Raw genomic sequence first — 23587 nt, forward strand, 5'->3', positions numbered from 1 at the left:
CATGGCGACTCAACTACGCGGGACCGACGTAGTCATCGTAGGGCTGGGCGCAGCAGGCGGCGTAGCGGCGTACCCGCTGGCCGATGCCGGACTCGACGTCGTCGGACTAGAGGCCGGGACCTGGCTAGATCGGAGGGACTTTGCCCCGGACGAGATTCGGAACAACTACCGCGATTGGCCGATGCTGGTCGACAAGGCCGAGCAGGAACGGCCCACGTCGCGAGCCACGTCAGCGTCTACGGCCAATCAGGTCGGCAGCCACCCCATGATGAATGCGGTGGGCGGAACCACCCTGCACTACTGGGCTCAGAGCTGGCGTTTGAACCCGTGGGATTTCCGGGTCGTGACCGAAACCACTCGTCGCTATGGCAGGTCGAGGATTCCACTCGCTTCGACGGTCGAAGACTGGCCCTTCGAATACGACGAGCTGGAGCCGTACTACGACCGGGTCGAGCGCGAGATCGGCGTGTCCGGACAGGCCGGCAACGTTCGCGGTGCGATCGATGCGCGAGGGAACAAGTTCGAGGGTCCTCGCGGAAGGGAGTTCCCGATGCCGCCCCTGCGGTGGACCGCCTTCAACGAGCGTATGGCCGAAGCGGCCCGCAACCACGGATGGCATCCGTTCCCTGGGCCGGCCGCCATCAATACCGAGCGCTACCAGGGTCGCCGTGGCTGTGTCTACCATGGATTCTGCAACAAGGGTGGCTGCCCCATCGACGCCAAGAACGCCACCCACCTCACGACGATTCCCAAGGCGGTCGACACCGGGAATCTGAGGGTCGTGACTCAGGCTCATGTCACCACGCTGGAAGTGGACTCGGAAGGACGGGTCACGGGGGTCAACTACCTGTTGTCGGGTGGCACAGAGTATTTCCAGCCCGCCAAGGTGGTCCTGCTCGCCAGCTACACGTACGAAAACGTGCGGCTGTTGCTCCTGTCCAAGTCTCAGGCATACCCGGACGGTCTCGCGAACAACAGCGGGCAGGTGGGACGCCACTACTTGAGCCATCACCAGGGGGCGGCTGTGTCCGCGCTTTTCCCGTACGACCTGGATGCGTGGTACGGCCTGCCCGCTCAGGGTGTGGCGGTGGACGACTGGGCGGACGACAACTTCGATCACTCCGATCTCGACTTCATCGGCGGTGGAAACCTGTGGGCGATGTCCGACCGCCGCCCGATCTCCGCGGCGGGCATGAGCACTTTCGGGCACGGCCGGAACTGGGGCTCGACGTGGAAGCGATTCATCCGCGAGAACTCCGACCGCTCCCACTACTTCTACATCCAGAAGACGACCCTGCCGTACGAGGACAACTACCTGGATCTGGATCCGCGGGTCACCGATCCGTTGGGCTTCCCCGTCATTCGCATCACCGGACAGTACAAGGAGAACGAGCTAGCCATCGCCGCTTTCATGCAGGACCGGGCGGAGGAGTGGTACCGGGAGGCGGGCGCGAGCGAGATCGTGCGCGGCGGGCTCGGGAATTCCATGGGTCCTTCGACGCACGCGTACGGCGGTACCCGCATGGGAGACGACGCCGAGACCAACGTCGTGGATCGCTGGGGATTCTCGCATGAGGCGCCCAACCTCGGTGTGCTCGGCGCCTCGGTGATGGGAACGAGCGGCGCGCGCAACCCGACGCTCACCGCACAGGCTCTCTCCTGGCGTACGGCACAACACCTCGTCGAGAGCTGGAGCGAGATCGCCGAGTAGGGACCGATCCGCCTCGGAACGAGGGCGGCCATGCGCGGATAGGGGGCCGGCGCTATGCGGCCGGTTTGCCGGATCGCGGTCCGCGGCGTAGCGTATCGGTCGGTTCTGTCACGATTTTGCCCATGCCCTACGGGAGATGGATGATGCCGAAGCGAAAACTGACCATCGCGCTGGCGCTCGCAGTGTCGATTACGGCCCTCGCTTGTGCCGCCGACGCGCTGGACGACATGGCCATGGCCGAGGACGGGATGGTCCCGACTTTCGAAGTCGATCCGTTCTGGCCGAAGCCGCTGCCCAACCACTGGATCATGGGCGCGACGATTGGCGTGGATGTCGACTCGCGGGATCACGTCTGGCTCGTGCAGCGGAACACCGCCAACCAGTTCGCGGCTGGGACGGAGCTCGGCTCGGCACAAGACCCCCCGGTGAGCGAGTGCTGCTCCCCCGCGCCTCCCGTGCTCGAGTTCGACCCGGACGGCAACCTCGTCGGCTCGTGGGGAGGCCCAACGGATACGGGTGAGTGGGAGTGGCCGACGTCCAACCACGGCATCACCGTGGACCACAACGACAACGTTTGGATCGGCGGCAACGGCGGAGGGGACTCGCACATCGTGAAGTTCACCAGAGATGGACAGTTCCTTGCACAATACGGTCGTTCGGGCGCACGGACGCCCGAGGGAGACTCAGTCCCCCGCGCCGACAGCCACGACATGGAGAGCTTCGGCCGAGTGGCCAAGATCTTCGTCGATGGCGTGGCCAACGAGGCGTACATCGCCGACGGGTACCTCAACCGGCGGGTGGCGGTTCTCGACGCCAGCACGGGTGAGCTCAAGCGCTACTGGGGCGCCTACGGCGATCCTCCGGACGCAAGCGAGAATCCGGGCTCCTACGAGCCGGGCGAGACGCCACCTCAGGAGTTCCGCACACCGGTGCACTGTGCGGAGCTCTCGAACGATCGGCTCCTGTACGTGTGTGACCGCCCGTCGAACCGGATCTCCGTATTCCAGACGGATGGGACCTTCGTGAAAGAGGTGATCATCGCGCCCGCGACCCTGTCGCAGGGGTCGACCTGGGATATCGACTTCTCCCACGACGAAGAGCAGAAGTTCCTTTATCTGGCCGATGGCCAGAACATGAAAGTGTACATCATCGACCGGGAGTCGTTGGAAATCCTGTACAGCTTCGGCGACGGCGGCCGGCAGCCCGGGCTCTTCTTCGCGGTGCACTCCATTACCGTGGACTCCCAGGGCAACATCTACACGACGGAGACCTACGAGGGTAAGCGCATCCAGAAGTTCAAGTACATGGGCATGGGTTCGGTCCCGTCGGGTGACATGGGAGCGGCGTGGCCGGCGGACCGGCGGCGAGGCAGCTAGACGTTACCGCTAGCGCGAAGGCAGCTTGAAGACGTAAGAAGTTCAGGTGGTCTCCCGACGGCCTGGAGGCCGGTCATCTCTCGGACCGCATAGGCGGTCCTGGACGCGACGTCAGCAAGTCCGGACACCGTGATCGCAGCAACTCCAAGTCGGCCGATTGGATCCCGGTGACTCGCTCGGATCCACTCGTTCGGCCTCGTCCGGAATCGCCCTGTCTACCGTACTCTTCGCTCATCACTGCATCCGGAGCGGCGCTGTGGCCGAGCCCCAATGCGTGGCCCAGCTCGTGGGCGGCCACGAGCCGAAGGTCATCGCGGCCGTCGAACCGGTAGATCCGGATTTCCCGACTGACTGAAACGACGCCTCCACTCTTCGTCCGGACCATTTCCCGGTAGAGCCCTGACTCGATGTGTGTTGGCGGAAACTCCATGACCAGCGCCTCGGCCTGCCGGTCGTATTCTTCCACCTGCCCGTGCAAGCGCAGTGCCTGGTCCCCGAGCGCTCGGCGGGCGGCCTCGATCGCTCCGCCTTCATCGTCCAGTTCCCGGCGTTCCACCGCCAGCGCGTCGCCGGCGGCCTGAAGCTCCCGCCGTACGCTCTGCGGAGCGCCCCCCCTCCCGTTCCAGTCGCGCACGGCAGCGTTGTGGCCGAAGGTGCGCCGCTCGTGCTCCCGCTGACGCTCCTGGTATTGGGCCCGGATTCGCGAGTGGCGCTCCTGTTGTTCGGTCAGCTCCCCGCGCCAGGCGTCCAGCCTCCGGTCGAAGTCGTCGAGCTCCGCCTGACGACGGATCCGCTCCCTCGTCCTCGCCTGACGGTCGTCGTATACGAAGCGGATGGGAAAGCCCTCGGTGGAGTCGTTCAAGAACAGAGAGCGGCCCACGGCTGCTTCCCAAAGGCCAGCCGCTTCGACTAGAGACTCTCTCGCTGCGGCGATGCCCAGGCCGAACTCATCGTCCACCCTGGCGATTCGCCAGGCGAGGGGGACTGCGCACGGGACCGCGGATCCATCTGTCCGATCGGACAGGACTTGGGCGCGGTCAAGACCAGCGAGCGAGCTTCCCGGGTCGAGTCCGCTCGGCTCGCCCCGCGCGGTCCACGCCGCCAGCCCGAGTAGCGCGGGGACCCCCACGCCGATCGCGAATCGCATTCTCATGACTTGGATCCCCTTCCACCAGGGGCTGCTACGGTTGTGCAGGCCGGCTTGTGTCGCATACCCTAAGTAGTTCAGGCTGCTAGCAGAGGCAAGCGATGAGGCCACCAGCGCGGAACCAGACTTCGCGAGACCGGCAATTGTACAGCGCCAACCAACGTTGGAAGTCGCAGTGGAATGCCCGCCTGGCCTTGTCGACCTTGGTGGCCGTGGCCGTGCACGTGGTGATCTTCGCGGCAGGACCTAGCTGGCGAGCGTCCTTGACGACAAGCGATGCCGAGCGGTTGCAGGCCGTGCGGCTGGTTTGGACTCCCGCCGACGGGGCTCTTCCGGGTCGTGGAGCCGAACTTCCACTCGCCACGCCGGTCAGTGACGAGCAGGGCCCGACTCCAGTCCAACCGGGTCTGGCGGACGGAACGGCGGTCGAAGGAGGGGACCTGGAGGAGAGCTTCGAGTCCTTTCGCGCCCGCCTGCTGAGCAGATCCCTGCCGGCGCCCGCGATCGCAGAAAGCGAACCCGAGTCCGAGCCCGAGAGTCCCACCGACGATCCGTCCGCCGCGGACGAAGAATCCCTGGTGATCGGTGGTAGGGCTTCGCTCGCGGAGCTGCCGACGTCGGTGGATTCGAGCTCCCTGGACCTCGACCGCCTGTCCGCCCTTCGCCCCGAGTTGGCTCTCTCGTTGGTATCGGCCTGGGTGATGCTGCAGAACCCGACGGAGGTCGAGGCGTTCATGGCGAGGACGTACAGGCTCGGAAGGCTGGATCCCGAGGTCACCGGACGCGTGAGTGTGACGCTCTGGATCGACAGGAGGGGCTCCGTCGAGTGGGCGGAGATCACCGAGTCCAGTGGACGGCCGGATCTCGACGAACTCGCCCTCGCGCTGTTCAACGAGGTCGTGGCCTTCCGACCGGCGCGCGACAACGGCGTCTCCGTTTCGCGGTCCGTGGTCTTCGCCGTCAACTTTCCGTGGTAATCGCCGGATGAGGCGCAGCCACGCCACGGTCGTCGGCTTCGCCGCGAGTCTTATACTTGGAGGTTGTGCCGCGGGCGGAGGGCCGGCAGGACCGGTCGTGTCACCCACAGGGTTCGTATACCCGCTCGGCACCCCACCTGTCGCGACCCGCTTTTCGCAGACCGGGACACTCTACCTGCGTCGGGACAACCCTCAGCGCGCGCTCTACTTGGCGCTCGAAGGCATCGAGTCCGATCCGGAGAATGCGGTCCACTACTATCTCGCCGGCACTGCGTACGCCCGACTCGGCGTGCTCGAGGAAGCCGACGCGATGTTCGACCAAGCGGAGCGCATCTACCCGGCCTACGAACTGGAGGTAGAGCCCGAGCGCGCAGCGGCGTGGGCAGTGGCGCTCAACGACGGGCTGGAGGCGTTCAATGTCGGGGAGCTCGATGCCGCGACCGAGGCATGGCAGCGCGCGGCTCACATCTACGATCTGCGGCCGGAGGCCCATCGGAACCTCGCGATTCTGTTCGCCGGAGAAGGGATGTACTCCGAGGCGATCGACGTCTACCAGCGAGCGCTGGCCGGACTGGAGAAACTGCCCGCTACCCGTGTGCTCGAGCGGGAGGCACTCCGGGAGCGTGAAGAAAGGAGCGCCGGAATAGAGGAGAGCCTCACGCGCCTTCTCCTCTTCACGAACCGGTTCGCGGAGGCGGAACCTCTCCTCCGGCGCCGGCTCGCCCGTGAGCCTGGCAATCTCGATGCTCAGAGCGACCTGGCGACCACACTCGCCGGCCAGGGGCGGCACACCGAGGCCGCGGAGATCTATACGGCCCTCCTCTCCTCGACGACGATAGCGGCCACTCAGGCCCGCAACCTCGGTGTCGCGCTGTTTCGTTCAGGCGACTTCTTCGGCGCCGGGCAGGCGTTCAAGCGGCTGACCGAACTCCAGCCGAACTCGCGGGACGCCTGGTTCAACTTTGCCAACTCGCTCTTCGCCGCAGAGAATTGGGACGCGCTGGCCGCGGCAGGTGACCGGCTCGTGCAACTTGATCCGCTGAGCGAGAACGCAGGCTTGATCACAGCCCGGGCTCATCTGGAAGCGGGTGACGAAGATGCCGCCCGCAGGGGGCTCGGGCGCACCGATGAAGCTCCCGTCTATCTGAAGGAGCTGAAGCTACGCCCCTCGGGTGCTCAGACGACGGTCGAGGGGCGCATCGTCGGGAACCGGGCGGCACCGGGCACTGCCTTCCGTCTGCGATTCACCTTCTACAGCGATCAGGGGGCTCTAGGGAGCGAGACCGTCACGGTGCTTGCTCCTCCCGCTGGAGAAGACGAAGCGTTCGTGGTTGCATTCGAAGGGCGAGCTACGGCCTATCGGTATGAAGTGCTCCCCTGACCTCGGCACGTCAGTTGTTCGGTGCGCCGTTGTTGATCCAGTTCTTGATATTGGTTAGATCGATGCTGTCGAGCGGGGCGCCGGCGGCCGGCATCGGTATTCCGACACGTTGGCGATTCTCCAGCCGGATGATCACGTAGCTGTTCATGGCGTCGAGAGGCTTGACGAGCAAGAACTCCCTTTCGGCTTCCGCGGGCATGTTCACGAGGGTCATGTAGTTTGTGACGGCGTCGGCGCCGAGCGTCAGACCGCCCTGGCCTATGCCGTGACAGTTGAGCGCGCTGGTGCACCCCCTTCGTACGAGAATCTCTTGAATGTCCTCTTTGAACGACGGAAGCCGCCTGATCATGCGCTCCATCTGGGGCTCGTCGCGGTCTCCGCTCGGAGCTGTCGGGTTCGCTTCGCCGCCGCACGAGGCGAGGAAACTTCCGAGCACAAAGAGCGAGAAGGCTGGACCACTGTGGCGCATGCCAGGAAGGTACTTCTTTGCAGGGGGGAGAATCGATGGGAGAGGCCCACGGGCTCGGATCTCGACAGCCTCGCAAGGTTGAGATTCGTACAGGCCTGAAGGAAGAGTACTCGGACGTCTACACCCCCGAGGCGCTGGCGGCGATCGAAGCGCTGGCCGCCCTCGACGACGATCGCAAGGCGGTCATGGCGTCGCGCATCGAACGACGAACGTCTCGTTACCGCGACCGCCAGCGTATCGCGTTCCTCGATCCTGAAGCCACGATCCCTCGTGCCGACATCAAGGTGCAGGACGCGCGTGACGGGAACTTCGTGGGCAGTGAGATCCCGCACGACCTGCGACGCCAGTGGATCCAGGGCACTGGACCCGCAGCCAAGCCGAACACGCCGCTCGAGAGATCCATCCGTAACGTCGCCTATGCTCTACTGAGCGGCGCCGACGGTTGGATGTTCGACGGCGAGGACGCACTCGGTCAGACCAACACGATGGCCCTGGACAACCAGCGCAACCTCAAGCTAGCGCTCGCCCGCGACGAGTTGTTCCTACGCGTAGCGGAAGGCGTGGCCGGCGAAATGAATGAATGGGCACGGGGCTTCTTCGGTCGCGACATCATCTCTGACTGGCGCGAGCAGCTGGACTTCACCACGGTCATCTTTCGTGCTCGTGGGCTGCACCTCGACGACCGGCACATCCGCAACACGGATCGCTCGGGCTTCTCTGCGTCCATCGTGGACGTATGCCTGTTCGTCGTGAACAACCGCGAGGCGCTGCTCGACGCGGGGCGCTCGCTGGTTCTGTATCTGCCGAAGATCCAAACGGCCGAAGAAGCCGCGGTCTGGGACAGCGTCCTATCCGCGCTCGAGCAACATCTGGGCCTCGACGTGGGCACCATCAAGGTGTACGTGCTCGTCGAGCAGGTCGAGGCGTCGTTCCAGCTCATGGAGATCCGCGCGGTGCTGGGCAGGCACTTCGTGGGCTACAACACGGGTCGCTGGGACTACATCAACTCCGTGGCCGACGCGATGGGTTGGGACTCCAGCTTCATCGATCCCAACATCGAGTCCATCGGCATGACCTACGGCTACATGCGAGTCTACGAAGACCGGGTGCGCCGCGCGACGAACACGCCCGACCGCGCGGGCAACTTCGCGCTGTGGCAGGGCGGCATGGAGCCCAACATTCCGGTCGGCTCGGCGAAGGGCGTCGAAGACAGCATGAAGCGTGCGCTGGAGGGCGCCCAACGCGAGCAGCGGGAGGGCGCCTGCGGCAAGTGGGTGGCCCACTGGAAGATGGTGCACATCGTGCGCCCGGTGTGGGAGAAGATCGGGGACGCCAACCAGGCCGGCCGCGCGTTCCCGCCGCTGACCTACACGGAGCAGGACGCGGCAGACCTGTTCCTTCTCGAGCCGGCGCCGCGCACGATCCGCGGCGCTCGCAACCTCCTCAGCGTGGCGCTGCAGTACGGCAACGCCTTCGGCCAGGGCATGCAGGCGGCGGCGCTCAAGCCCGCCGACTTCTTCGGCGACGACGACGTCCTGTACCTCATGGAGGACGCAGCCACTGGCGAGATCCGGCTGAGCATCCTGTGGGAATGGCTACACAAGCGCGGGCGGCTCACGGAGGACGATCCGGAGACGGGCGTGAAAGCCGGCGACATCTTTACGCTCGAGCTCTACGAGCGGCTGCATCGCGAGGAGATGGAGAAGCTGCACGGCGCCGGCAACCGCGACGTCTATGATGACTCCAAAGCCACAACGCTGCCGATCGCGGGCGAGATCGTCGAAGCGTATGTCAAAGCCGAGTTGAAAACGCCTTGGTACATCGATTTGCTCAACGTGAACCTAGACAACTTCGACCTAGCGACGGCTCGAGATCGGATCCGGACGTACCTGGACGCGTTCGCCGACGACGGTACTCGGATCACCGAGAATCTGGACTTCGTGTCTCCGGTCAGCCGATCGGAATGAGGAGATTCAGGTGGTCACCGGGAACGACGGGGATGGTCTCCGTGCGAAAGCCGCCCCGACCGAGGAAGTCCGCCCCAAACTGGGCCTCCTCGGACAGCCACTCCATCCGGAACGTCTTCTTCGTCTTCCCCGTCACCCTACCCACACGGCGCTTCACCCCGCTCCAAAACACGTAGATCGTCGCATCCCGGAAGTCGTTGTTCTCGACGGTGAGGAGCACGTCCTCGTCGAACGGTCGCACCTCGGTGAATGGAGTCGCCTCTAGCTGCCCCCCCTGCACCGCACAACCCGTGAGCGTTGCCGCGAGCAAGAAGCCTGAAAGTGCTCGGGCGATGAGCCTGGGACCGCGCGAAATGATCATCGTCCGCCCCTCCTTGTTTCGATGAGTATGACCCCGTTGGCTCCGAAGGCGTAGGCAGCGGCCGCGGACGGACCCCGGAGCACCCTCACACGCGCCACCATGTCAGCAGGAATGAGGTCCAGGGCGTGCATGGCCCGTAGAGTGCCGGCCGAATCGTCGATGCGGATTCCGTCCACGTAGATGACCGGGGCGTTGTTTTCGAATGAACCCACACCCCGGATCGAGATGGAGGCGCCCGTGCCGACATTACTGCCGGCCCTCCGAACCTCCACGCCCGGGACCTCCTGCTCGATGAGGTCGAGGGCACTCCTCCAGGTCTCCTGAGGCCTCGTCTCGCGCCCCCCGAGGCCGGAGTTCCGGGGAGGGGCCCTGCCGACGCTCACAAGGAGCTCATCCAGGATCGCATCGACCGGGCGGAGCCAGACCTGAAGGAAGCCCAGCTCGGGCGCCGACACCACGAGCGGTTCCACAACCGAGGCATAGCCCGGCATCGACGTCCTCATCGTGACCGCTCCGATGGGAAGACCTACGAGCTCGAACCACCCCTCCTCGTCGGTGACGACCTCGAATTCCGTGCCGACGATCGAAACTGTGGCCCCTTTCAGCGGGTCCTTACTGCGCTCGTCCAGCACGGTACCGACCAAGAAGCCTGCCCCCTGACCTTCAAGCGGTGAGCCCGGAGCGAGGACGAGGGCGATCAGGACGAGGACCAGGCCAACGAGTAGGGAGGGGCGGCGGAAGAGGATCATCGGGATCACCTCTTGGTCCTGACGAACAGACCCTGACAAACAGAAATAGTGGAACGACACGGCACTGTTACCCCGTCCGTCCCAACCGGGGTCCCAAGCGCACATGTGGCCGTCGGCGCGCCGTCACCGTTCTTGTGCGCTTCAACGAGTGCCGAGTTATAGTACCCATGTGATGAGCACAACCATCGGTGACCGAGACCCGACGCACGTGCGGGTCAGTAACGCCAACGCCAACGCGCGCTTCAAGGCGCGCTGGAATGCCCGGGTAGCGTGGTCGATGATGGCGGCCTTCGCCGCTCACGCGGCGCTCTTCATCTTCGGACCCAGTTGGGAGGCGGTCTCATTCCCATCCACCCACTTGTCGTTGGAATCCGGTCGAGGGTTCGGGCTTCCTCCCTTCGTCGCGGACCGGTCGAGTCTCAGCGGTGTGCGTCTGGCAGCCGTGTCGGGCCTTGGGGAGCCCGGCCCGTCCGATCTCCAGGCCGGTCTCCAGGAGTGGGGGGTGCTAGCCGACGCAGGCGTCGTGGAACGGTCGGATACTCCTCGCGAGCGGCCGGCCGGGGGGGCCGACCCCTCTCCTTCCGTCGCGGAGCCCGATCCCGAACCCGACGTTCAGGCCGAGCCCCAGCCCGAAGCGGAGCCCAAGCCAGAGGTGGAGGAGGAGATCGACCCCGAAGCTGAGCCCGATCCCGAGCCCGAAGCCGAAGCCGAGGCAAATCGCGAAGCTACCAACCCCGGTGCTGTCGCAAGCGACGGAGGGCTCCCCGCGATCAGCGTCGAGGTCTCGACGCCGGACCCGCCGTCGTCGCCCGAGCTGAGCTCACTGGACCTCGACCGATTGGCGGCGCTGCGCCCCCAGCTCGCTCTCTTGACGCCGGAGGTGTGGGTGCTGGTGCGGAATCCGACGGAGGTCGAGGCGTTCTTGAAGCGAAGCTACAGGCGGGGGACACTGGATCCCGCGGCGACGGGGTCGGTCAGCGTGACGCTTTGGATCGATGAGAGAGGCTCCGTGGAGTTTGCCGAGATCAGCAAGTCCAGCGGACGCCTCGACCTGGACGAGTTTGCGCTAGCGCTGTTCAACGAGGTCGTCGTGTTTCGCGCCGCCCGCGAACAGGGCATATCCGTATCGAGGTCCGTAACTTTCTCTGTCGCCTTTCCCTGGTAGTCGTCGGCGAGAGGGAACCGCGCCTCCCTCTCGCCGATTCGAGATTACAGGGGGGGGTTTGCCAGGCCGCTCCCTCTCCGATCCCGCGCCCGATCCCGCGGCGCGGCGCGAAGCCGCCAGGACACGACGATGCCTAAGGAGATGAAGCGGGCGACGGGAGCGGTCCTCGCTTCCGCCCGCCGCACCGTTCAGGTGGCCCTCGCCGTCGTGGGACTCGCTGCCTGCCAAGTGGAGTCTCCGATCGATCTCCAGGACCCCGGAGACGCGCCGCGCTTCGAAGGGTGCGACCTGAACGTCGACTTCCTCATCGCGGCCGCGGCCCGAGGCGGCATCCAATCTCTCGACAACCCGCGGTGGGTGCGGGCCGATGAGTCGATACCGGCCTATCTGGATCCCGACACACGGGTCATCGGCATCCAGGTCTTCGGACTGGTGTACGCCATCCCCCACAACATTCTGTGGCACCACGAGGTCGTGAACCTCGAGCCGGGCGGGCCGAGCGGGCCGCAGCTCGCCATCACGTACTGCCCCCTCACCGGCTCGTCCCTGGTCTTCGATCGCGAGTCGGTCGGCGGCGCCACCCTCGGCGTCTCGGGCCTCACCTTCATGAACAACCTGGTGCTCTTCGATCGGCGCGGGCCCGACGAAGCCCTCTGGCCCCAGATGCTCGCGGAGGCTCGCTGTGGCTCGGGGATCGGAGCGAAGCTCGCCCAGCACCCCTTCGTCGAGATGGAGTGGGCCCACTGGGTCGAGCTCCACCCGTCCACCCGCGTGCTCGCCCAGGACCAGGGCTTCGATCCCATCTTCTTCCAATACGACAGGCTCGGCTATCCCTACGGCAACTACCGGGAGACCGAGCCGTACTGGAGGGCCGCCACGACCATGCCGCCGCTGGACCTGAGGCGGTTCTCGAAGGAAAGGGTCGTGGGCCTTCCCCCGACCGCCTCGGATGCGGGCATCGCCTTCCCCTTCGGAGCGCTGACGGACCGGGAGGGATCCTTCCAGGTCGTTGACTTCGTCTACGAGGGCAACGCCGCGCTCGTGCTGTGGAGCGATGAAGCCCAGGGCGGAACGGCCTTTCGGCCGGTGACGGAGGGTGGAGAGCCGTTGACTCTGCGTGCCACGCCCTCGGGGTTCGAGGACGAGGGGACCGGGAGCCGCTGGACCGTCGAAGGTCGGGCCGTCTCCGGTCCGCTGGAGGGAGCCCGCCTGCTACCCATCGAACGGACCCATACGGCCTTCTGGGGCGCCTGGGCGGCGTTCCATCCGACTACTCGACTCTGGGAGTAACCGCAAACCGGTCGACTTCGCGCACGCACGCGCAAAACGGGCCCGGGGGCGATGCGCCCCCGGGCCCGTTTCGTCAGGCCACTCGGACTAGCTCCCGTCCGATCAGTTGATCCTGGGAGCCTGGAGGGCCGAACAGCCGGTCCCACGAGCATCCAAGCCACCCCTGTCGATAAAGTACTGGTTCTGCTCGTACTCGTCGCCGGCGAACAGTTGCCGGACCGCACCCAACAAGGCGAACCCCTGGAACGGTGTGTCTCCCTGGCGCCGGGGGAACCAGAGAATGTCATTGTTCTGGATCTTCGTCGACCAGTAGCGTGCTCCTCCGGCGAAGAACTCCCTCCTCCTCTCCTCCATGAGCATGGAGCGGACCGCGGTGCCGTCGGCCAAGAGCGTCGTCTGATACGCCCCCGAAATGAGCGGCAAGCCGCTGTGCGTCCGGAGAATGTTCACCAAGTCGATGGCACCCTGCAGGTTCCCGGTCGAGTGCGCGAAATCGGCCTCGATGAGCCGCATCTCCTGCCAGCTCGAGTACGCGATGTCATCGTCGTTCGCCGAGTACTTGTCAGGCACTTCCTCCGGCACCGGGCCCTGGATGGGCTGTATGTGGTGCTGGACCCGGCTGTCCGCCACCGCGCCATTGCCGGTCGAGATCGGATCGCCATTGGCGTCCCGAACCTCCTCCGCCCACACAACCGGAAGGTTGCCGGCTTCGAGAGCCCGTCCGTCGGGCATGATGCCCAAGAAGAAGTACCCCGTGAACGGGATGGGATCGGGCCACAGCTGGCCCGTCGCCGGGTTGGGCCGTCGGATCGCCGGGTTCCACCAGGTGTTGATGCCGAGCATGCCGGAGAAACCCACCTCCGTGGCCGCGTGGTAGATCTTGTTCCTCCGCGTGGCCCCCTGCTCTCGTGTCACCCAGGCCGTGAAGCCCTGTGGAATGGTCGCGGCGTCGGCCGCGGCGCCCGACAGATTGCCGTTCGCCCAACGGAACCGCGCCCGCATGGATATCGCCATGCTCTGGGCGCTGCTCGCGATGCCGTGCGGCATCGCAAAGTCGCCGAAGCTGGCGATATGCCCGAGCGCGTTGTTCGTGATCCAGCTCTCGGCCATGTTGAGCATGTCGGTCGGCGTCAAGAGGTCGCTACCGTCGATGGCCGCCTCGCACAGAAACTCCCCCATGTGGCCGAGGCTGGCCGCCACGTAGATCGCGGCGATCGCCGAGAGCCTCTCTCCGGGCGCACCGAGCTCCCACTCGTCCTGCATCCGGTCGTAGACGCCTCTCCCGGCCCCGGTCGCCGTGGCGACGAGTCGGTCCGGCGAAGTCGTGAGCATGGCCCTGGTGCCCATGATCTGGTCGAACCAGGCATCGCTCGACGAGCTCGAGTCACACGTGCCTGTGTCGGGCGTGTTGTCGTACACGTGCATGCCGCCCGCCACGCCCGCGATCGACTGCATGAGGTCCTCGGCGCCCATCCCCATGAGCCCGAACGCCGTATATCCGCACTCGAAGAGCGCGATCGCCGAGTTGACTTGCGTCTCGGCTGTCGCCTGCCCCTCGATCGCGGCATCCGTGAGCAGGTGGGGCAAACTCACCTCCAGCAGCTCGTCGCAGGCGCTCAGCGCGCCGAGCGACAGGCCGAGGCTGAGGCCCACGGTGACCTTCCCCCATCCCTTCCCTGTCATCGTCCTCATCAGAACGTCACCCGCAGCGTCAGGTTCAAGCTCGTGAGCGGCGGGGTCTCCCAGTAGTTGCTGGTCCCGGAGAGAGACGACGTGCCGTACTCGGGATCGGCGATCGACTGCCCGTAGATGTTGTCCTGCCTCTGCCAGATCGTCCACAGGTTTCTGGCCGAAACCGCCAAGGAAGCACGCGAAGCTCCCATGCCCTCGATCCACGCCTGCGGCAGCGTGAAGCGCGCACCGACCTCACGGAGCTTCCAGAAGTCCGCGTCGAAATACGTCTTCGTGCGGGTAAACTGGCCTCCGGGGTTGAGCTCATCACTGTACGACCAAATCGGGTCGTTCTCGAGCCTGGAAGCCTTCGTATTGTTGTAGACGTGGCCCCACTGGCCGCCGTTATCGGTGTGCGTCTTGCCGTACTTGCCCTCGGCCAGCGCGAAGAACTGAAGCTGGTTGCCGAGCAGGCTGATTCTGGGTGCCACGCTGAAGGTGTTCGTAAAGAACGACCGGCCGACGTAGATGTTCTGGTTCGGAATGTCTGCGCAGGGCAGAGCCGCGCCGCCCTCGATACGGCCCCACTTCTCCGGATCCGCGGCGCCCTCGGGAGCCAAGCTGATGCCCTCGTCGCACTCCGCGCTCATCCTCTGGCCGAACGGGTTCCTGCGGTCGCCGTCGGGGTCGAAGCGCGCAGCCACCACGATGTCACCTTCGTTGTGGTTGGGATACGGCAGGCCGAGCGCGATGCGCGTCGTGCCCGGGTAGGCACCCAGGCTGATGATCTTGTTGTTCGTATAGTCGGCCGCGAGATCGAGGTCGAACGAGAAGGCTGAGTTCTCGTAGACCCGGGCGCCGACGATCGCCTCCCAGCCCCAGTTGTCGATCCGGCCCAGGTTCGTCGAGACCGAGCCCGGGAAGCCGAAGCTCGACGGTACCGCGATATTCAGCAGCGCGTCCTCGTCTTTCCGCCAGTAATGGGTGACCTCAGCCGAGATGCGATCATCGAACAGCGCAGCATCGAAGCCCAGCTCGAGCTCCGTGCTCACCTCAGGCTTGATGCCCGGGTTGCCCGGGCTCGACGGCCGGATGGCCGCGGTCCCGCCCGGCCCGGGAATCGCCCGGTAGATGTTCTGGCCGGAGGTGGCGGACGGCTGGCGACCCGCCTGCCCCCACGCTCCGCGTACGCGGAGCGAGTTGAGCAGGTCGAAGTTCCAGAAGCTTTCCTCGGACACGACCCACGTGCCCGAGACCTTCGGGTACTTCTGCGCCGGAGCGTCAACGCCGAACGTCGAGTTGTCGTCGAAGCGCATCGCGCCGACCACGAAGATCCGACCGTTCCAGCTCACCTCTTCCTGGACGTAGAAGCCCAGGGACCTGTTCTGGACGAGCGCGTAGCGGGTGGTGATCGTGGAGGGGGACAGTTGGTTGATCGTGGTCGACAACGGCGAAGCGAAGCCGGTTCCGTTGCTGGCGAAGAAGTCCTGTTCGTCCGCGTAGTACTGGGCTCCGAACGACGACTTGAGCCCCCACGCATCGCTCACGTCGGTGTCCAGCGTGAGCGAGTAATCGAAGCTGAGATTCGTCTGCACGGGTCTTTCGTATACCATCGTCCCGTCCACCGTCTCGGAGTACACCGACGCCCAAGTGTCCTTGAAGTCGGTCAAGTTCTCCGGCACGGGGCCCGCTTCCAACGGGAACAGGTTCCGGTTGGTGTCCCAGCCCTTGTCGATCCCGACGACGAGCCGCTGCGTGAGCGAAGACGTGATACCCGCGAAACCGAAGTCACCGGACTGGAAGTTCAGCGTCGCGGACCCCGTGAAGCGCGTGTAGTCCCGCGTGGCTTCGATGTCGGCCACGTCCGAAGGCAGGTGCTCCTGGAAGCCACCGAGACGGGCGTTGGCGCGCGAGCTCTTGGACCCGTCGAACGGATTGATGCGGTCCAGATAAAAGCCGTTGGACCAGAGCAGGTCCTGCCAGAGTCCGCCGTCGGAGATGGTCGGAGCCGCGAACCTCGTGTATCCGTCCACGAACCCTGTGGACATGTCGAGCGAGAACTTGTCCGAGAAGACTACGCCCACGTTGCCGCGGATCCTGAACGTCTCGTCCTTGTTGTACCAGACGATGCCCTCTTCCTCCTCGTAATTGGCCGAGAGGAAGTAACGGATCGACTGCGTGCCTCCGCGCACGTCCACGTTGTAGCTCTGGTTGAGACCGTTCTGATAGAGGTTTTCGGTAGGCCAGGGGAAGTATCCCTCCCGGATATACCGGTTCGCCTCGTTGTACATGTTGTAGCCCGCGAGTTCCGCTTCGGTTGAGCAGTCCGTCGGACCCGGGCTCGGGTCCGTCGGGCACGTAAACATGTCGCCCAGCCTGCCGGCTGGATTCCTCAGGTAGTTGGTCCCCTGCTTGATCGAGAAGTTGAACTGGGGGGCGCCCTCGCGTCCCTTCTTGGTGATGATCTGGATCACACCGGCCGACGCCTCGGTTCCGTACAGGCTCGCCGCCGCCGGTCCCTTGATGATCTCGATGCTCTCGATGTCCTCGGGGTTGAAGTCGTCGAGCACGTTCACGTTGTCGCCGCTACCGAGGTTGGGGCCCGCTTCCGGGTCGTTGTTGACCCGGACGCCGTCCACGTAGACGAGCGGCTGATTGCGCGTGAAGCTGAAGCTTCCGACGCCCCGGATCGTGATCGGCGAGCCGGTCCCCACGTTTCCGCTCAGTCGCGCGAACTGGAGGCCGGGGGTTCGTCCGGACAGCAGGTCCTGCATGTTCGAGATCGCCACGTTCTGGACGATGTCGCTCACGTCCACCGTGGTGACCGTGTTCCCGATGGCCCGCCGCTGAGTACCGCCCGGCGTTCCGGTAACGATGATCTCGTCGAGGCTGAGCGCTTCTTCCGTGATCTGGAAGTCCTGCGCCATCGTCTCGCCAGCCGCCACCGATAGTTGCACGGTGACCGTGCGGTACCCGATCCGTTGGACCGTCAGGGTATGCGTTCCGATGGGTACGTTGAGGAGGAGGTACGAGCCGTTCTGCCGTGTCAGCCCGCCCAAATCAAGCTCCGCGATGAAGACCTGTGCCGCGGCCACCGGGTTGCCGGTCTGACTGTCGCTGACTCGACCGGTTATCGAACCGCCCTGGGCCGCGAGATCGGGCGGCGCGAAAAGCAGCACGGCTGCCAGCGCCCCCAGAGCTAGTGTCATACGCAAACGGATAAATCGATACATGGGTCACTCCTCCGTCTCGAGGGTGGACCCCACAAGCCGGCCTCGCCGCATAGAGCGGGCAGCGTACAGCCAGAGCTGGGAGGGTACACACATCAGTCAGTACCACCTTGTCATACGGTTTTACGCCGCACGACCACCGATGGATGGACGAAAAGTCGGGACTCTCATAGAGAGCCTCAACGACAGCGTACGACCTGAAGCGGCACCGTGCAAGGGTCCTTCGTCCACTACCGCGAGACCCCTTCGCTCGTAGCCCCGATTTGCGCGACTGCCGCCAGTCCCGGATAATGCCCCGGCTCCCACACGCGGGAGTCCCACGTCGGGCCGGGAAGTCCGCCGGGCTCGACGAGACGGGACCACGATCGGGACGGAGATATAGATGAGCGCGATTCTGCTCATGGCCATTGGGCTCGGGGCGTTCACGGTGGGCTACATCTTCTACTCGCGCTTCATCTCGGAGCGAGTCTTCCAATTGAGTTCGGACTTCCGGACGCCGGCCCACACCCTGGAGGACGGGGTGGACTTCGTGCCCACCAACCGGTGGGTCCTGTGGGGACACCACTTCACTTCCGTGGCAGGTGCCGCGCCCATCGTGGGCCCCGCGATAGCCGTGGTGTGGGGTTGGCTGCCCGCGTTTCTGTGGGTCACGCTGGGGACGGTGTTCTTTGCGGGAATCCACGATGCCGGAGCCCTCTGGGCCAGCGTGCGCAACGAAGGCAAATCCATTGGGGCTCTCACCGAGGTGGTGGTCGGAAAGAGGGCTCGCTCCCTCTTCATGATCGTCATCTTCCTGCTGCTCCTGATGGTGAACGCGGTGTTCGCCATCATCATCGCCGGGCTCTTCGTGAGCTTCCCGAGCAGCGTGATCCCGGCCTGGTTCGTGATCGGCGTCGCGATCACCATCGGCTACCTGCTCTACCGTAAGGGCGTCCCGCTCCTGTGGCCTTCCATCATCGGCGTCGTGCTCCTGTACGGATCGATGTTCGTGGGCGTCGCGCTACCGCTGACCCTTCCGGAAACCGTCCTCGGGCTGGGCGCACCGAGCATGTGGGTCCTCGTCCTGTTCGCATACGCCGCCGTCGCTTCGCTGCTCCCGGTCTGGCTTCTCCTCCAGCCTCGCGACTACATCAACGGGCTCCAGCTCTTCATCGGGCTGGGCATCTTCTTCCTGGCGGTTCTGCTTGCGAACCCGACCGTGGTGGCGCCGGCCATCAACGCGTCGCTCCCGGACGACGTACCGCCCATGATCCCGCTGCTCTTCGTGACGATTGCCTGCGGCGCGATCTCCGGCTTCCATGGGTTGGTGTCGTCGGGGACGACTTCGAAGCAGATCAACAACGAGCAGGACGTACGCTTCGTGGGCTTCCTGGGCACGGTGGGCGAGGGCGCCCTGGCCCTAGCGGCGATCATCGCGTGCACTGCGGGCTTTGCTACGCAGGTGGACTGGCAGAGCTACTACACCTCGTTCGCCTCGGGAGGACTGCTGGCGTTCGTGCAAGGCGGCGGGGGCATCCTCGCTGCTGGTCTCGGGCTACCGATCGAGTACGGCGAGACGCTCCTGGCGGTAATGGCGATCCTCTTCGCCGCCACGACGATGGACACGGGGGTCCGGCTACAGCGCTACATCGTTCAGGAGTGGGGGACGATCTACGATATCCCGGCGCTCACGGGGAAGGGGCTGTCCACCGGCTTGGCGGTTGGCAGCTGCCTGGTCCTGGCCTTCGGAGCGGGGGGTGGAGCCGGAACGGGGGGCCTCGTCATCTGGCCCTTGTTCGGCACCACCAATCAGCTCCTGGCCGGACTCACGCTGCTCGTACTGAGCGTCTTCCTTCTCAAGAAGGGGCGGCCCACGATCTACACACTCGCCCCCATGGTCTTCATCCTCGGCATGACGGTGCTCGCGCTGCTCTGGCAGCTCCGGGCCTTCTGGGAGCTGGGCAGCTACTTCCTGGTCACGCTCGACGTCGTGATCCTCGCGACCACGATCTGGGTGGCCCTCGAGTCGCTGACCGCGCTGCGGAAGGCCGCGCGAGCGCGCCGCCGGGTGAACCCCGGCGCGCTGGCGCGGTAGAAACGAATCATGCGAAATACGGAAGCGATCGCCCGGCCGAGCGTCATACTGATCCGGGAGTGGGAGACCCAGATGTCCTCCTCCGGATGCTGCGGCCGGTTGGAGGGCGACTTCCTGCTGCAAAGGGGAGAGCGATGTTTCCCCGAGCGGCGCGCGGTGATGGAGGCCATGGGCCCCCTGTACCGAGACCTCCGCTCGCGCTACGGCGCCGCGCTCGAGATCACGGTGGTGGATCCACGAAACCTCATTTCCGTCATCGCCCTGCTTCTGCGTGACGCGCGCGCCCACCACGTCGGCATTCTGGACGCGCTGCGCACGCTGTTCCGTCTCAAGGTGAATACGGTCGTCGTGAACGGACGCCTCCTGGCCCGGGGGCGGTGGCCCGACCCCGCCAAGGTGTATGCCGCGCTGGGGGATCCACCGTCTGAGCGGGAGGAGGTCGTGGGTGGGGTGGCGTGAACGGCTGGCGCGGGCTGGGGAGCTCGTCAGAGAGTTCTACGAGGTCCGTCACCGCGGGGCGCTCGCGCGGGAGCGCCGAGATGAGGACGACCTCTTCATGCTCCTGGTCTTCTCGGAGATGATGGGGATCGAAAACCCGTCGAGCTACTACACGCTGGAGCTGCTGCCCCTCTTGTACGAGGGTTTCCACGAGTGGCACATCCGCATGGGCATGGATCACTCCCCATTCGAGCACTTTCGCTGCTGCTAGCCGACCGCCAGTCCACTAGGACGCCCACCTGTCCATGACCCATCTCGATCTGGCGGGCCGCTCGATCCTCTTCGTGGGCGGCAAAGGCGGCGTGGGAAAGAGCACCGCCGCTGGAGCCCTCGCCGTGAGCATGGCCGAAGCGGGTGAGCGGATCCTCCTGGTATCGACCGACCCCGCGCACTCTCTGGGAGACCTGTTCGGGATGTCCATCGGCGACCGAGAGCGCGAGATCTTGCCCGGGCTTCACGCTCTGGAGATCGATCCGGAGGCGGAAGTGGAGAGCTACCTCGCTCGCGTGAAGGCAACGATGAGGCAGTACGTGCAACCGGCCATGTACTCCGAGATCGAGCGTCAAATTGAGCTGACCCGCCACTCACCCGGCGCCGAGGAGGCCGCGCTGATGGATCGTGTGACGGCTCTCATGGACGAGGGGCCCCAGCGGCACGATCGCGTCATCTTCGACACAGCTCCCACGGGCCACACGCTTCGTTTGCTCGCGCTCCCGGAGATCATGGCGGCGTGGACCGAGGGGCTGCTCCGGAGCCGCGACCGGTCCGATTCTCTGGGCAAGGCGGTGGACCGGCTCCAGCGACGCAAGGAGTCCAGCGGCGACGACCTCTCCTGGTTCGACGACGTCAAGGAGGCCCGCGGGGACGAGCGCACTCGGAAGATCCGCGAAGTGCTGTTGGAGCGCCGGCGCCGGTTCTCCCGAGCCAGACGGCTCCTGCTGGACCCCGAGGTGACTGCCTTCGTGCTCGTCCTCATCCCAGAGAAGCTCCCTATTCTCGAGAGCGAAAAGACGCTCGAGGTCCTCCGCAACCACAAAGTCCCGGTGGCCGGAGTGGTGGTGAACCGGGTGCTGCCCGACGTGCCACTGGGTGACTTCCTGGAGAGCCGGCGCGCGCAGGAAGCCGAATACCTGGAGCGCGTGGACCGAAGTTTCGCCGAGCTCCCCCGCGTGAGGGTGCCGCTGTTGTCGCGCGACGTGGTAGGGATCGAGGCGATCAGGGAGGTGGGGGGGTATCTGGCCTCCCCACGGCCAACGCACTAACCTGGCTCGAGCCGGAGAGTCGGATTCGGGAGGGTCGAATGCAGTGGTGGCGTCCGTCAGTCGGTCTCGTGAGTGCCGCATTCTTGTTCGCGGCGGCAGGCGAGGCGCAGGTGATCCCGCAAGAGAGGCGGGCTTTCAACGAGCAGTTGCTTCGGCCGTCCGGCCAAGTTGTCGTCCCCCTCTACGAGGGCTGGTACGAGAACCCTGACGGTTCGTACGGGATCTGTTTCGGATACTTCAACCTCAATACCGAAGAGGCCGTCGACGTGCCTCTCGGCGCGGACAACTTCATTGTGCCGAGCGAGTTCGACGGCATGCAGCCGACGCACTTCGACCGCGTGCCGGAAGCGAACTACCGACGGCACTTTTGCGTCTTCACCGTCACTGTGCCCGAGGACTTCGGGCAGAAGCGGGTGGTTTGGACGCTGCGCACTCGTGGCGAGGCGCTCTCAACCCCGGGCAAGCTGCTTCCACCCTATTACTTGGACGAGCCGGAGAGCGGGGGCCGAGGCATCGTGGCGCCCGTGCTCAAGCTCGAAGAGGACGGACCCGAGTTCCAGGGTCGGACCGGCCTCACGGCATCGCCGCGCACGGTGGCCGTCGGAGATCCGCTCACTCTCACGGTCTGGGTCGACCACCCCGCGCCGACGAGTTGGGTGGGGTGGACGGTGCACCAAGGGCCCGGCCAGGTGGAGTTCGGCGAGTCCGAGATCCAAGTGGAGCGAGCGGACGGAATGGCGACCACGACGGCGAGATTCAGCGAGCCCGGAGAGTACCTCGTCCGTGTACAGTCGATCTACTCGACGACGTCTTTCGAATACCACTGTTGTTGGACGAACGGATACGTACCGGTGACGGTCACGCGATAACAAGGGCGGAGGACATCATGACAAGAGAAAGCTCACCCCACTGGCGGTTTGTGCGGGGCCTCGGCACCGGCCTAGCGACCTCGGCTATTCTGACATTGCTCGCAGCGTCCCCTGCCCTAGCGCAGGAGGTCACTTTCGCCAAGGACGTCGCGCCGATCCTCTACGAGAACTGCGCGAGTTGTCACCGTCCAAATTCGTTCGCGCCGATGTCGTTGCTCACGTATGAGGACGCCAGGACGTATGCGCCCCGCATCAGGTCGCGGGTCAAAGCGCGTATCATGCCGCCCTGGCACGTCGATCGGACCGTAGGGATCCAGGACTACGAGAACGATGTCTCTCTGACCGATGAAGAGATCGAGACGATCGTTCGCTGGGTGGATGCCGGCGCACCCAAGGGTGACGAAGCGGACATGCCCCCCCTCCCCGACCTTTTGGAGGGTGGTGCTTGGCAGCTCGAGCAGCGGTTCGGCCGGCCGCCCGATCTGATCGTTCAGTCGACGCCCTACGACGTCGTGGACAACGGTCAGGACCAGTGGTGGGCCCCCAGCGTGCCGTTCGCCGGGCTCGAGGAAGAGCGCTGGATCAAGGCGTACGAATTCAAGCCGGCCTGGCCGCTCGGCCTCAGGGTCGTCCACCACGGCCACGCCTACCTGAGGGCGGGAGGCCGACAGATCGGACTCGCGCACTACGGAGTAGGGAAGCGCTACGAGATTTTCGCCGAAGACGTCGGTATGCTCTTTCCGGCTGGCGAGGCGGAAGTGACGTGGAGCCTCCACTACTTCCCGGTCGGCATCAGCGTCCCCCAGGACGTCGTCGACGTCGGGATCTGGTTCTATCCCGAGGGGGAGAAGCCGAAGACCGAGACCAGAGGCGAGGTGTTGCTGCGGGCCGACCGGATGGGTGGCATGCCGAGGGGCGGTGATATCCTCATTCCGCCCCACGGACAACAGGTTCTTCAGGGCGTACACGTGCTCGACCAGCCGACCTTGATCAGCAGCTTCCGGCCCCACTTGCACATGAGGGGCAAGGAAATGTCCCTGGAGGCGATCTACCCGGACGGTCGGCGGGAGATGCTGGGCAAGGTCTCCGACTACAAGCACATCTGGCAGATCGCGTATCAGTTTTCAGCGGACGCGAGGCCGCTTCTGCCCAAAGGGACGATGCTCCTCCTCACGTCCGTGTTCGACAACACCGCGGCTAACCCACTCAACCCCGATCCCGAGCAATGGGTCGTATTCGGCAGACGGGGCGTCGACGAGATGTCCCACATGTGGGTCGGCATCACCGAGCTCGACCAGGAGGAGTACGATCGGCTGGTGGCGGAGAGGAGGGCCAAGCTGGTCTCGGAGGAGGAGCAGGGCGGGACGGAAGAAGAGCGTCGGTAGGATAG

At 65.2% G+C, this 23587-nt stretch carries 19 protein-coding genes; 13 read left to right on the forward strand and 6 right to left on the reverse strand.

The genetic code is table 11. The annotated features are described in order from the left end of the window. Nucleotide 1 precedes the first annotated feature (1 nt). Both IIB36_04915 and IIB36_04920 read left to right on the forward strand, forming a co-directional pair. On the forward strand, nt 2–1711 hold the full coding sequence (locus IIB36_04915) for a GMC family oxidoreductase (protein ID MCH7531090.1): 1710 nt from the start codon (nt 2–4) through the stop codon (nt 1709–1711). Nucleotides 1712–1851: 140 nt separating this feature from the next. Beyond that, nucleotides 1852–3087, forward strand: coding sequence for a hypothetical protein (locus tag IIB36_04920; GenBank protein ID MCH7531091.1), 1236 nt, complete (start codon nt 1852–1854; stop codon nt 3085–3087). Between the two features lie 73 nt (nt 3088–3160). Here the strand turns inward: IIB36_04920 and IIB36_04925 are convergent, their stop codons facing one another. After that, nucleotides 3161–4240 (reverse strand): matrixin family metalloprotease, encoded by a 1080-nt coding sequence (locus IIB36_04925; GenBank protein MCH7531092.1) that lies wholly within the window; start codon nt 4238–4240, stop codon nt 3161–3163. 257 nt (nt 4241–4497) lie between these two features. Here IIB36_04925 and IIB36_04930 point away from each other — a divergent pair, with 257 nt between their 5' ends. Both IIB36_04930 and IIB36_04935 read left to right on the forward strand, forming a co-directional pair. Further along, nucleotides 4498–5211, forward strand: a complete 714-nt coding sequence (locus IIB36_04930) for a TonB family protein (GenBank protein ID MCH7531093.1) — start codon at nt 4498–4500, stop codon at nt 5209–5211. A 97-nt stretch (nt 5212–5308) separates the two neighbouring features. Next, the gene (locus IIB36_04935) at nt 5309–6592 is read left to right on the forward strand and encodes a tetratricopeptide repeat protein (protein ID MCH7531094.1); all 1284 of its coding nucleotides are present in this window, start codon (nt 5309–5311) and stop codon (nt 6590–6592) included. A gap of 10 nt (nt 6593–6602) precedes the next feature. Here IIB36_04935 and IIB36_04940 read toward each other — a convergent pair whose 3' ends face one another. Beyond that, the gene (locus IIB36_04940; protein ID MCH7531095.1) at nt 6603–7061 is read right to left on the reverse strand and encodes a hypothetical protein; all 459 of its coding nucleotides are present in this window, start codon (nt 7059–7061) and stop codon (nt 6603–6605) included. Nucleotides 7062–7096: 35 nt separating this feature from the next. Between IIB36_04940 and IIB36_04945 the strand changes: the two genes are divergently transcribed. Next, nucleotides 7097–9028: a malate synthase gene (locus IIB36_04945; protein MCH7531096.1), complete on the forward strand. Its 1932-nt coding sequence runs from the start codon at nt 7097–7099 to the stop codon at nt 9026–9028. Here IIB36_04945 and IIB36_04950 read toward each other — a convergent pair. Beyond that, a complete protein-coding gene (locus IIB36_04950) occupies nt 9012–9389 on the reverse strand; it encodes a hypothetical protein (protein ID MCH7531097.1) in 378 nt (125 codons plus the stop codon). The genes IIB36_04945 and IIB36_04950 overlap by 17 nt on opposite strands. Further along, complete coding sequence (locus IIB36_04955) at nt 9386–10147, reverse strand: TonB-dependent receptor plug domain-containing protein (protein ID MCH7531098.1); 762 nt, start codon at nt 10145–10147, stop codon at nt 9386–9388. Before IIB36_04955 ends, IIB36_04950 begins: the two co-directional genes overlap by 4 nt. A 163-nt stretch (nt 10148–10310) precedes the next feature. Here IIB36_04955 and IIB36_04960 point away from each other — a divergent pair, with 163 nt between their 5' ends. Both IIB36_04960 and IIB36_04965 read left to right on the forward strand, forming a co-directional pair. Beyond that, nucleotides 10311–11303: a TonB family protein gene (locus IIB36_04960; protein ID MCH7531099.1), complete on the forward strand. Its 993-nt coding sequence runs from the start codon at nt 10311–10313 to the stop codon at nt 11301–11303. A 129-nt stretch (nt 11304–11432) separates the two neighbouring features. Then, entirely contained in the window at nt 11433–12593 is a 1161-nt protein-coding gene (locus IIB36_04965) for a DUF3179 domain-containing protein (protein MCH7531100.1), read from the forward strand. A gap of 102 nt (nt 12594–12695) precedes the next feature. Here the strand turns inward: IIB36_04965 and IIB36_04970 are convergent, their stop codons facing one another. Together IIB36_04970 and IIB36_04975 are read right to left on the reverse strand one after the other, a co-directional pair. Then, nucleotides 12696–14285, reverse strand: a complete 1590-nt coding sequence (locus IIB36_04970; GenBank protein MCH7531101.1) for a hypothetical protein — start codon at nt 14283–14285, stop codon at nt 12696–12698. Continuing rightward, entirely contained in the window at nt 14285–17497 is a 3213-nt protein-coding gene (locus IIB36_04975) for a TonB-dependent receptor (protein MCH7531102.1), read from the reverse strand. The genes IIB36_04970 and IIB36_04975 overlap by 1 nt, the downstream gene beginning before the upstream one ends. A 379-nt stretch (nt 17498–17876) precedes the next feature. On the opposite strand from IIB36_04975, the gene IIB36_04980 reads away from it, so the two are divergent. From IIB36_04980 to IIB36_05005, 6 genes are read left to right on the forward strand one after another with little or no spacing between them, the layout of a single operon-like run. Continuing rightward, nucleotides 17877–19568: a carbon starvation protein A gene (locus IIB36_04980; protein MCH7531103.1), complete on the forward strand. Its 1692-nt coding sequence runs from the start codon at nt 17877–17879 to the stop codon at nt 19566–19568. Between the two features lie 9 nt (nt 19569–19577). Continuing rightward, nucleotides 19578–20027 carry a hypothetical protein gene (locus IIB36_04985; GenBank protein MCH7531104.1) on the forward strand — a complete coding sequence of 150 codons (450 nt, stop codon included), beginning with the start codon at nt 19578–19580 and terminating at the stop codon, nt 20025–20027. Beyond that, a complete protein-coding gene (locus tag IIB36_04990) occupies nt 20014–20277 on the forward strand; it encodes a DNA helicase (GenBank protein ID MCH7531105.1) in 264 nt (87 codons plus the stop codon). The genes IIB36_04985 and IIB36_04990 overlap by 14 nt, the downstream gene beginning before the upstream one ends. 34 nt (nt 20278–20311) lie before the next feature. After that, nucleotides 20312–21328 (forward strand): ArsA family ATPase, encoded by a 1017-nt coding sequence (locus IIB36_04995; protein ID MCH7531106.1) that lies wholly within the window; start codon nt 20312–20314, stop codon nt 21326–21328. A 38-nt stretch (nt 21329–21366) separates the two neighbouring features. Next, nucleotides 21367–22197 carry a PKD domain-containing protein gene (locus IIB36_05000; protein MCH7531107.1) on the forward strand — a complete coding sequence of 277 codons (831 nt, stop codon included), beginning with the start codon at nt 21367–21369 and terminating at the stop codon, nt 22195–22197. A 17-nt stretch (nt 22198–22214) separates the two neighbouring features. Then, nucleotides 22215–23582, forward strand: a complete 1368-nt coding sequence (locus IIB36_05005; GenBank protein MCH7531108.1) for a hypothetical protein — start codon at nt 22215–22217, stop codon at nt 23580–23582. Nucleotides 23583–23587: the final 5 nt, after the last annotated feature.

This window comes from Gemmatimonadota bacterium (genome assembly GCA_022560615.1).
Taxonomy (GTDB): Bacteria; Gemmatimonadota; Gemmatimonadetes; order Longimicrobiales; family Gaopeijiaceae; genus UBA1138.

What these genes read in the sequence shown, in the direction of transcription:
- IIB36_04915 (MCH7531090.1), top strand. Translation starts at nt 2, where the DNA reads ATGGCGACTCAACTACGCGGGACCGACGTAGTCATCGTAGGGCTGGGC.
- IIB36_04920 (MCH7531091.1), top strand. Translation starts at nt 1,852, where the DNA reads ATGATGCCGAAGCGAAAACTGACCATCGCGCTGGCGCTCGCAGTGTCG.
- IIB36_04925 (MCH7531092.1), bottom strand. Translation starts at nt 4,240, where the DNA reads ATGAGAATGCGATTCGCGATCGGCGTGGGGGTCCCCGCGCTACTCGGG.
- IIB36_04940 (MCH7531095.1), bottom strand. Translation starts at nt 7,061, where the DNA reads ATGCGCCACAGTGGTCCAGCCTTCTCGCTCTTTGTGCTCGGAAGTTTC.
- IIB36_04945 (MCH7531096.1), top strand. Translation starts at nt 7,097, where the DNA reads ATGGGAGAGGCCCACGGGCTCGGATCTCGACAGCCTCGCAAGGTTGAG.
- IIB36_04950 (MCH7531097.1), bottom strand. Translation starts at nt 9,389, where the DNA reads ATGATCATTTCGCGCGGTCCCAGGCTCATCGCCCGAGCACTTTCAGGC.
- IIB36_04960 (MCH7531099.1), top strand. Translation starts at nt 10,311, where the DNA reads ATGAGCACAACCATCGGTGACCGAGACCCGACGCACGTGCGGGTCAGT.
- IIB36_04965 (MCH7531100.1), top strand. Translation starts at nt 11,433, where the DNA reads ATGCCTAAGGAGATGAAGCGGGCGACGGGAGCGGTCCTCGCTTCCGCC.
- IIB36_04970 (MCH7531101.1), bottom strand. Translation starts at nt 14,285, where the DNA reads ATGAGGACGATGACAGGGAAGGGATGGGGGAAGGTCACCGTGGGCCTC.
- IIB36_04975 (MCH7531102.1), bottom strand. Translation starts at nt 17,497, where the DNA reads ATGTATCGATTTATCCGTTTGCGTATGACACTAGCTCTGGGGGCGCTG.
- IIB36_04980 (MCH7531103.1), top strand. Translation starts at nt 17,877, where the DNA reads ATGAGCGCGATTCTGCTCATGGCCATTGGGCTCGGGGCGTTCACGGTG.
- IIB36_04985 (MCH7531104.1), top strand. Translation starts at nt 19,578, where the DNA reads ATGCGAAATACGGAAGCGATCGCCCGGCCGAGCGTCATACTGATCCGG.
- IIB36_04995 (MCH7531106.1), top strand. Translation starts at nt 20,312, where the DNA reads ATGACCCATCTCGATCTGGCGGGCCGCTCGATCCTCTTCGTGGGCGGC.
- IIB36_05000 (MCH7531107.1), top strand. Translation starts at nt 21,367, where the DNA reads ATGCAGTGGTGGCGTCCGTCAGTCGGTCTCGTGAGTGCCGCATTCTTG.
- IIB36_05005 (MCH7531108.1), top strand. Translation starts at nt 22,215, where the DNA reads ATGACAAGAGAAAGCTCACCCCACTGGCGGTTTGTGCGGGGCCTCGGC.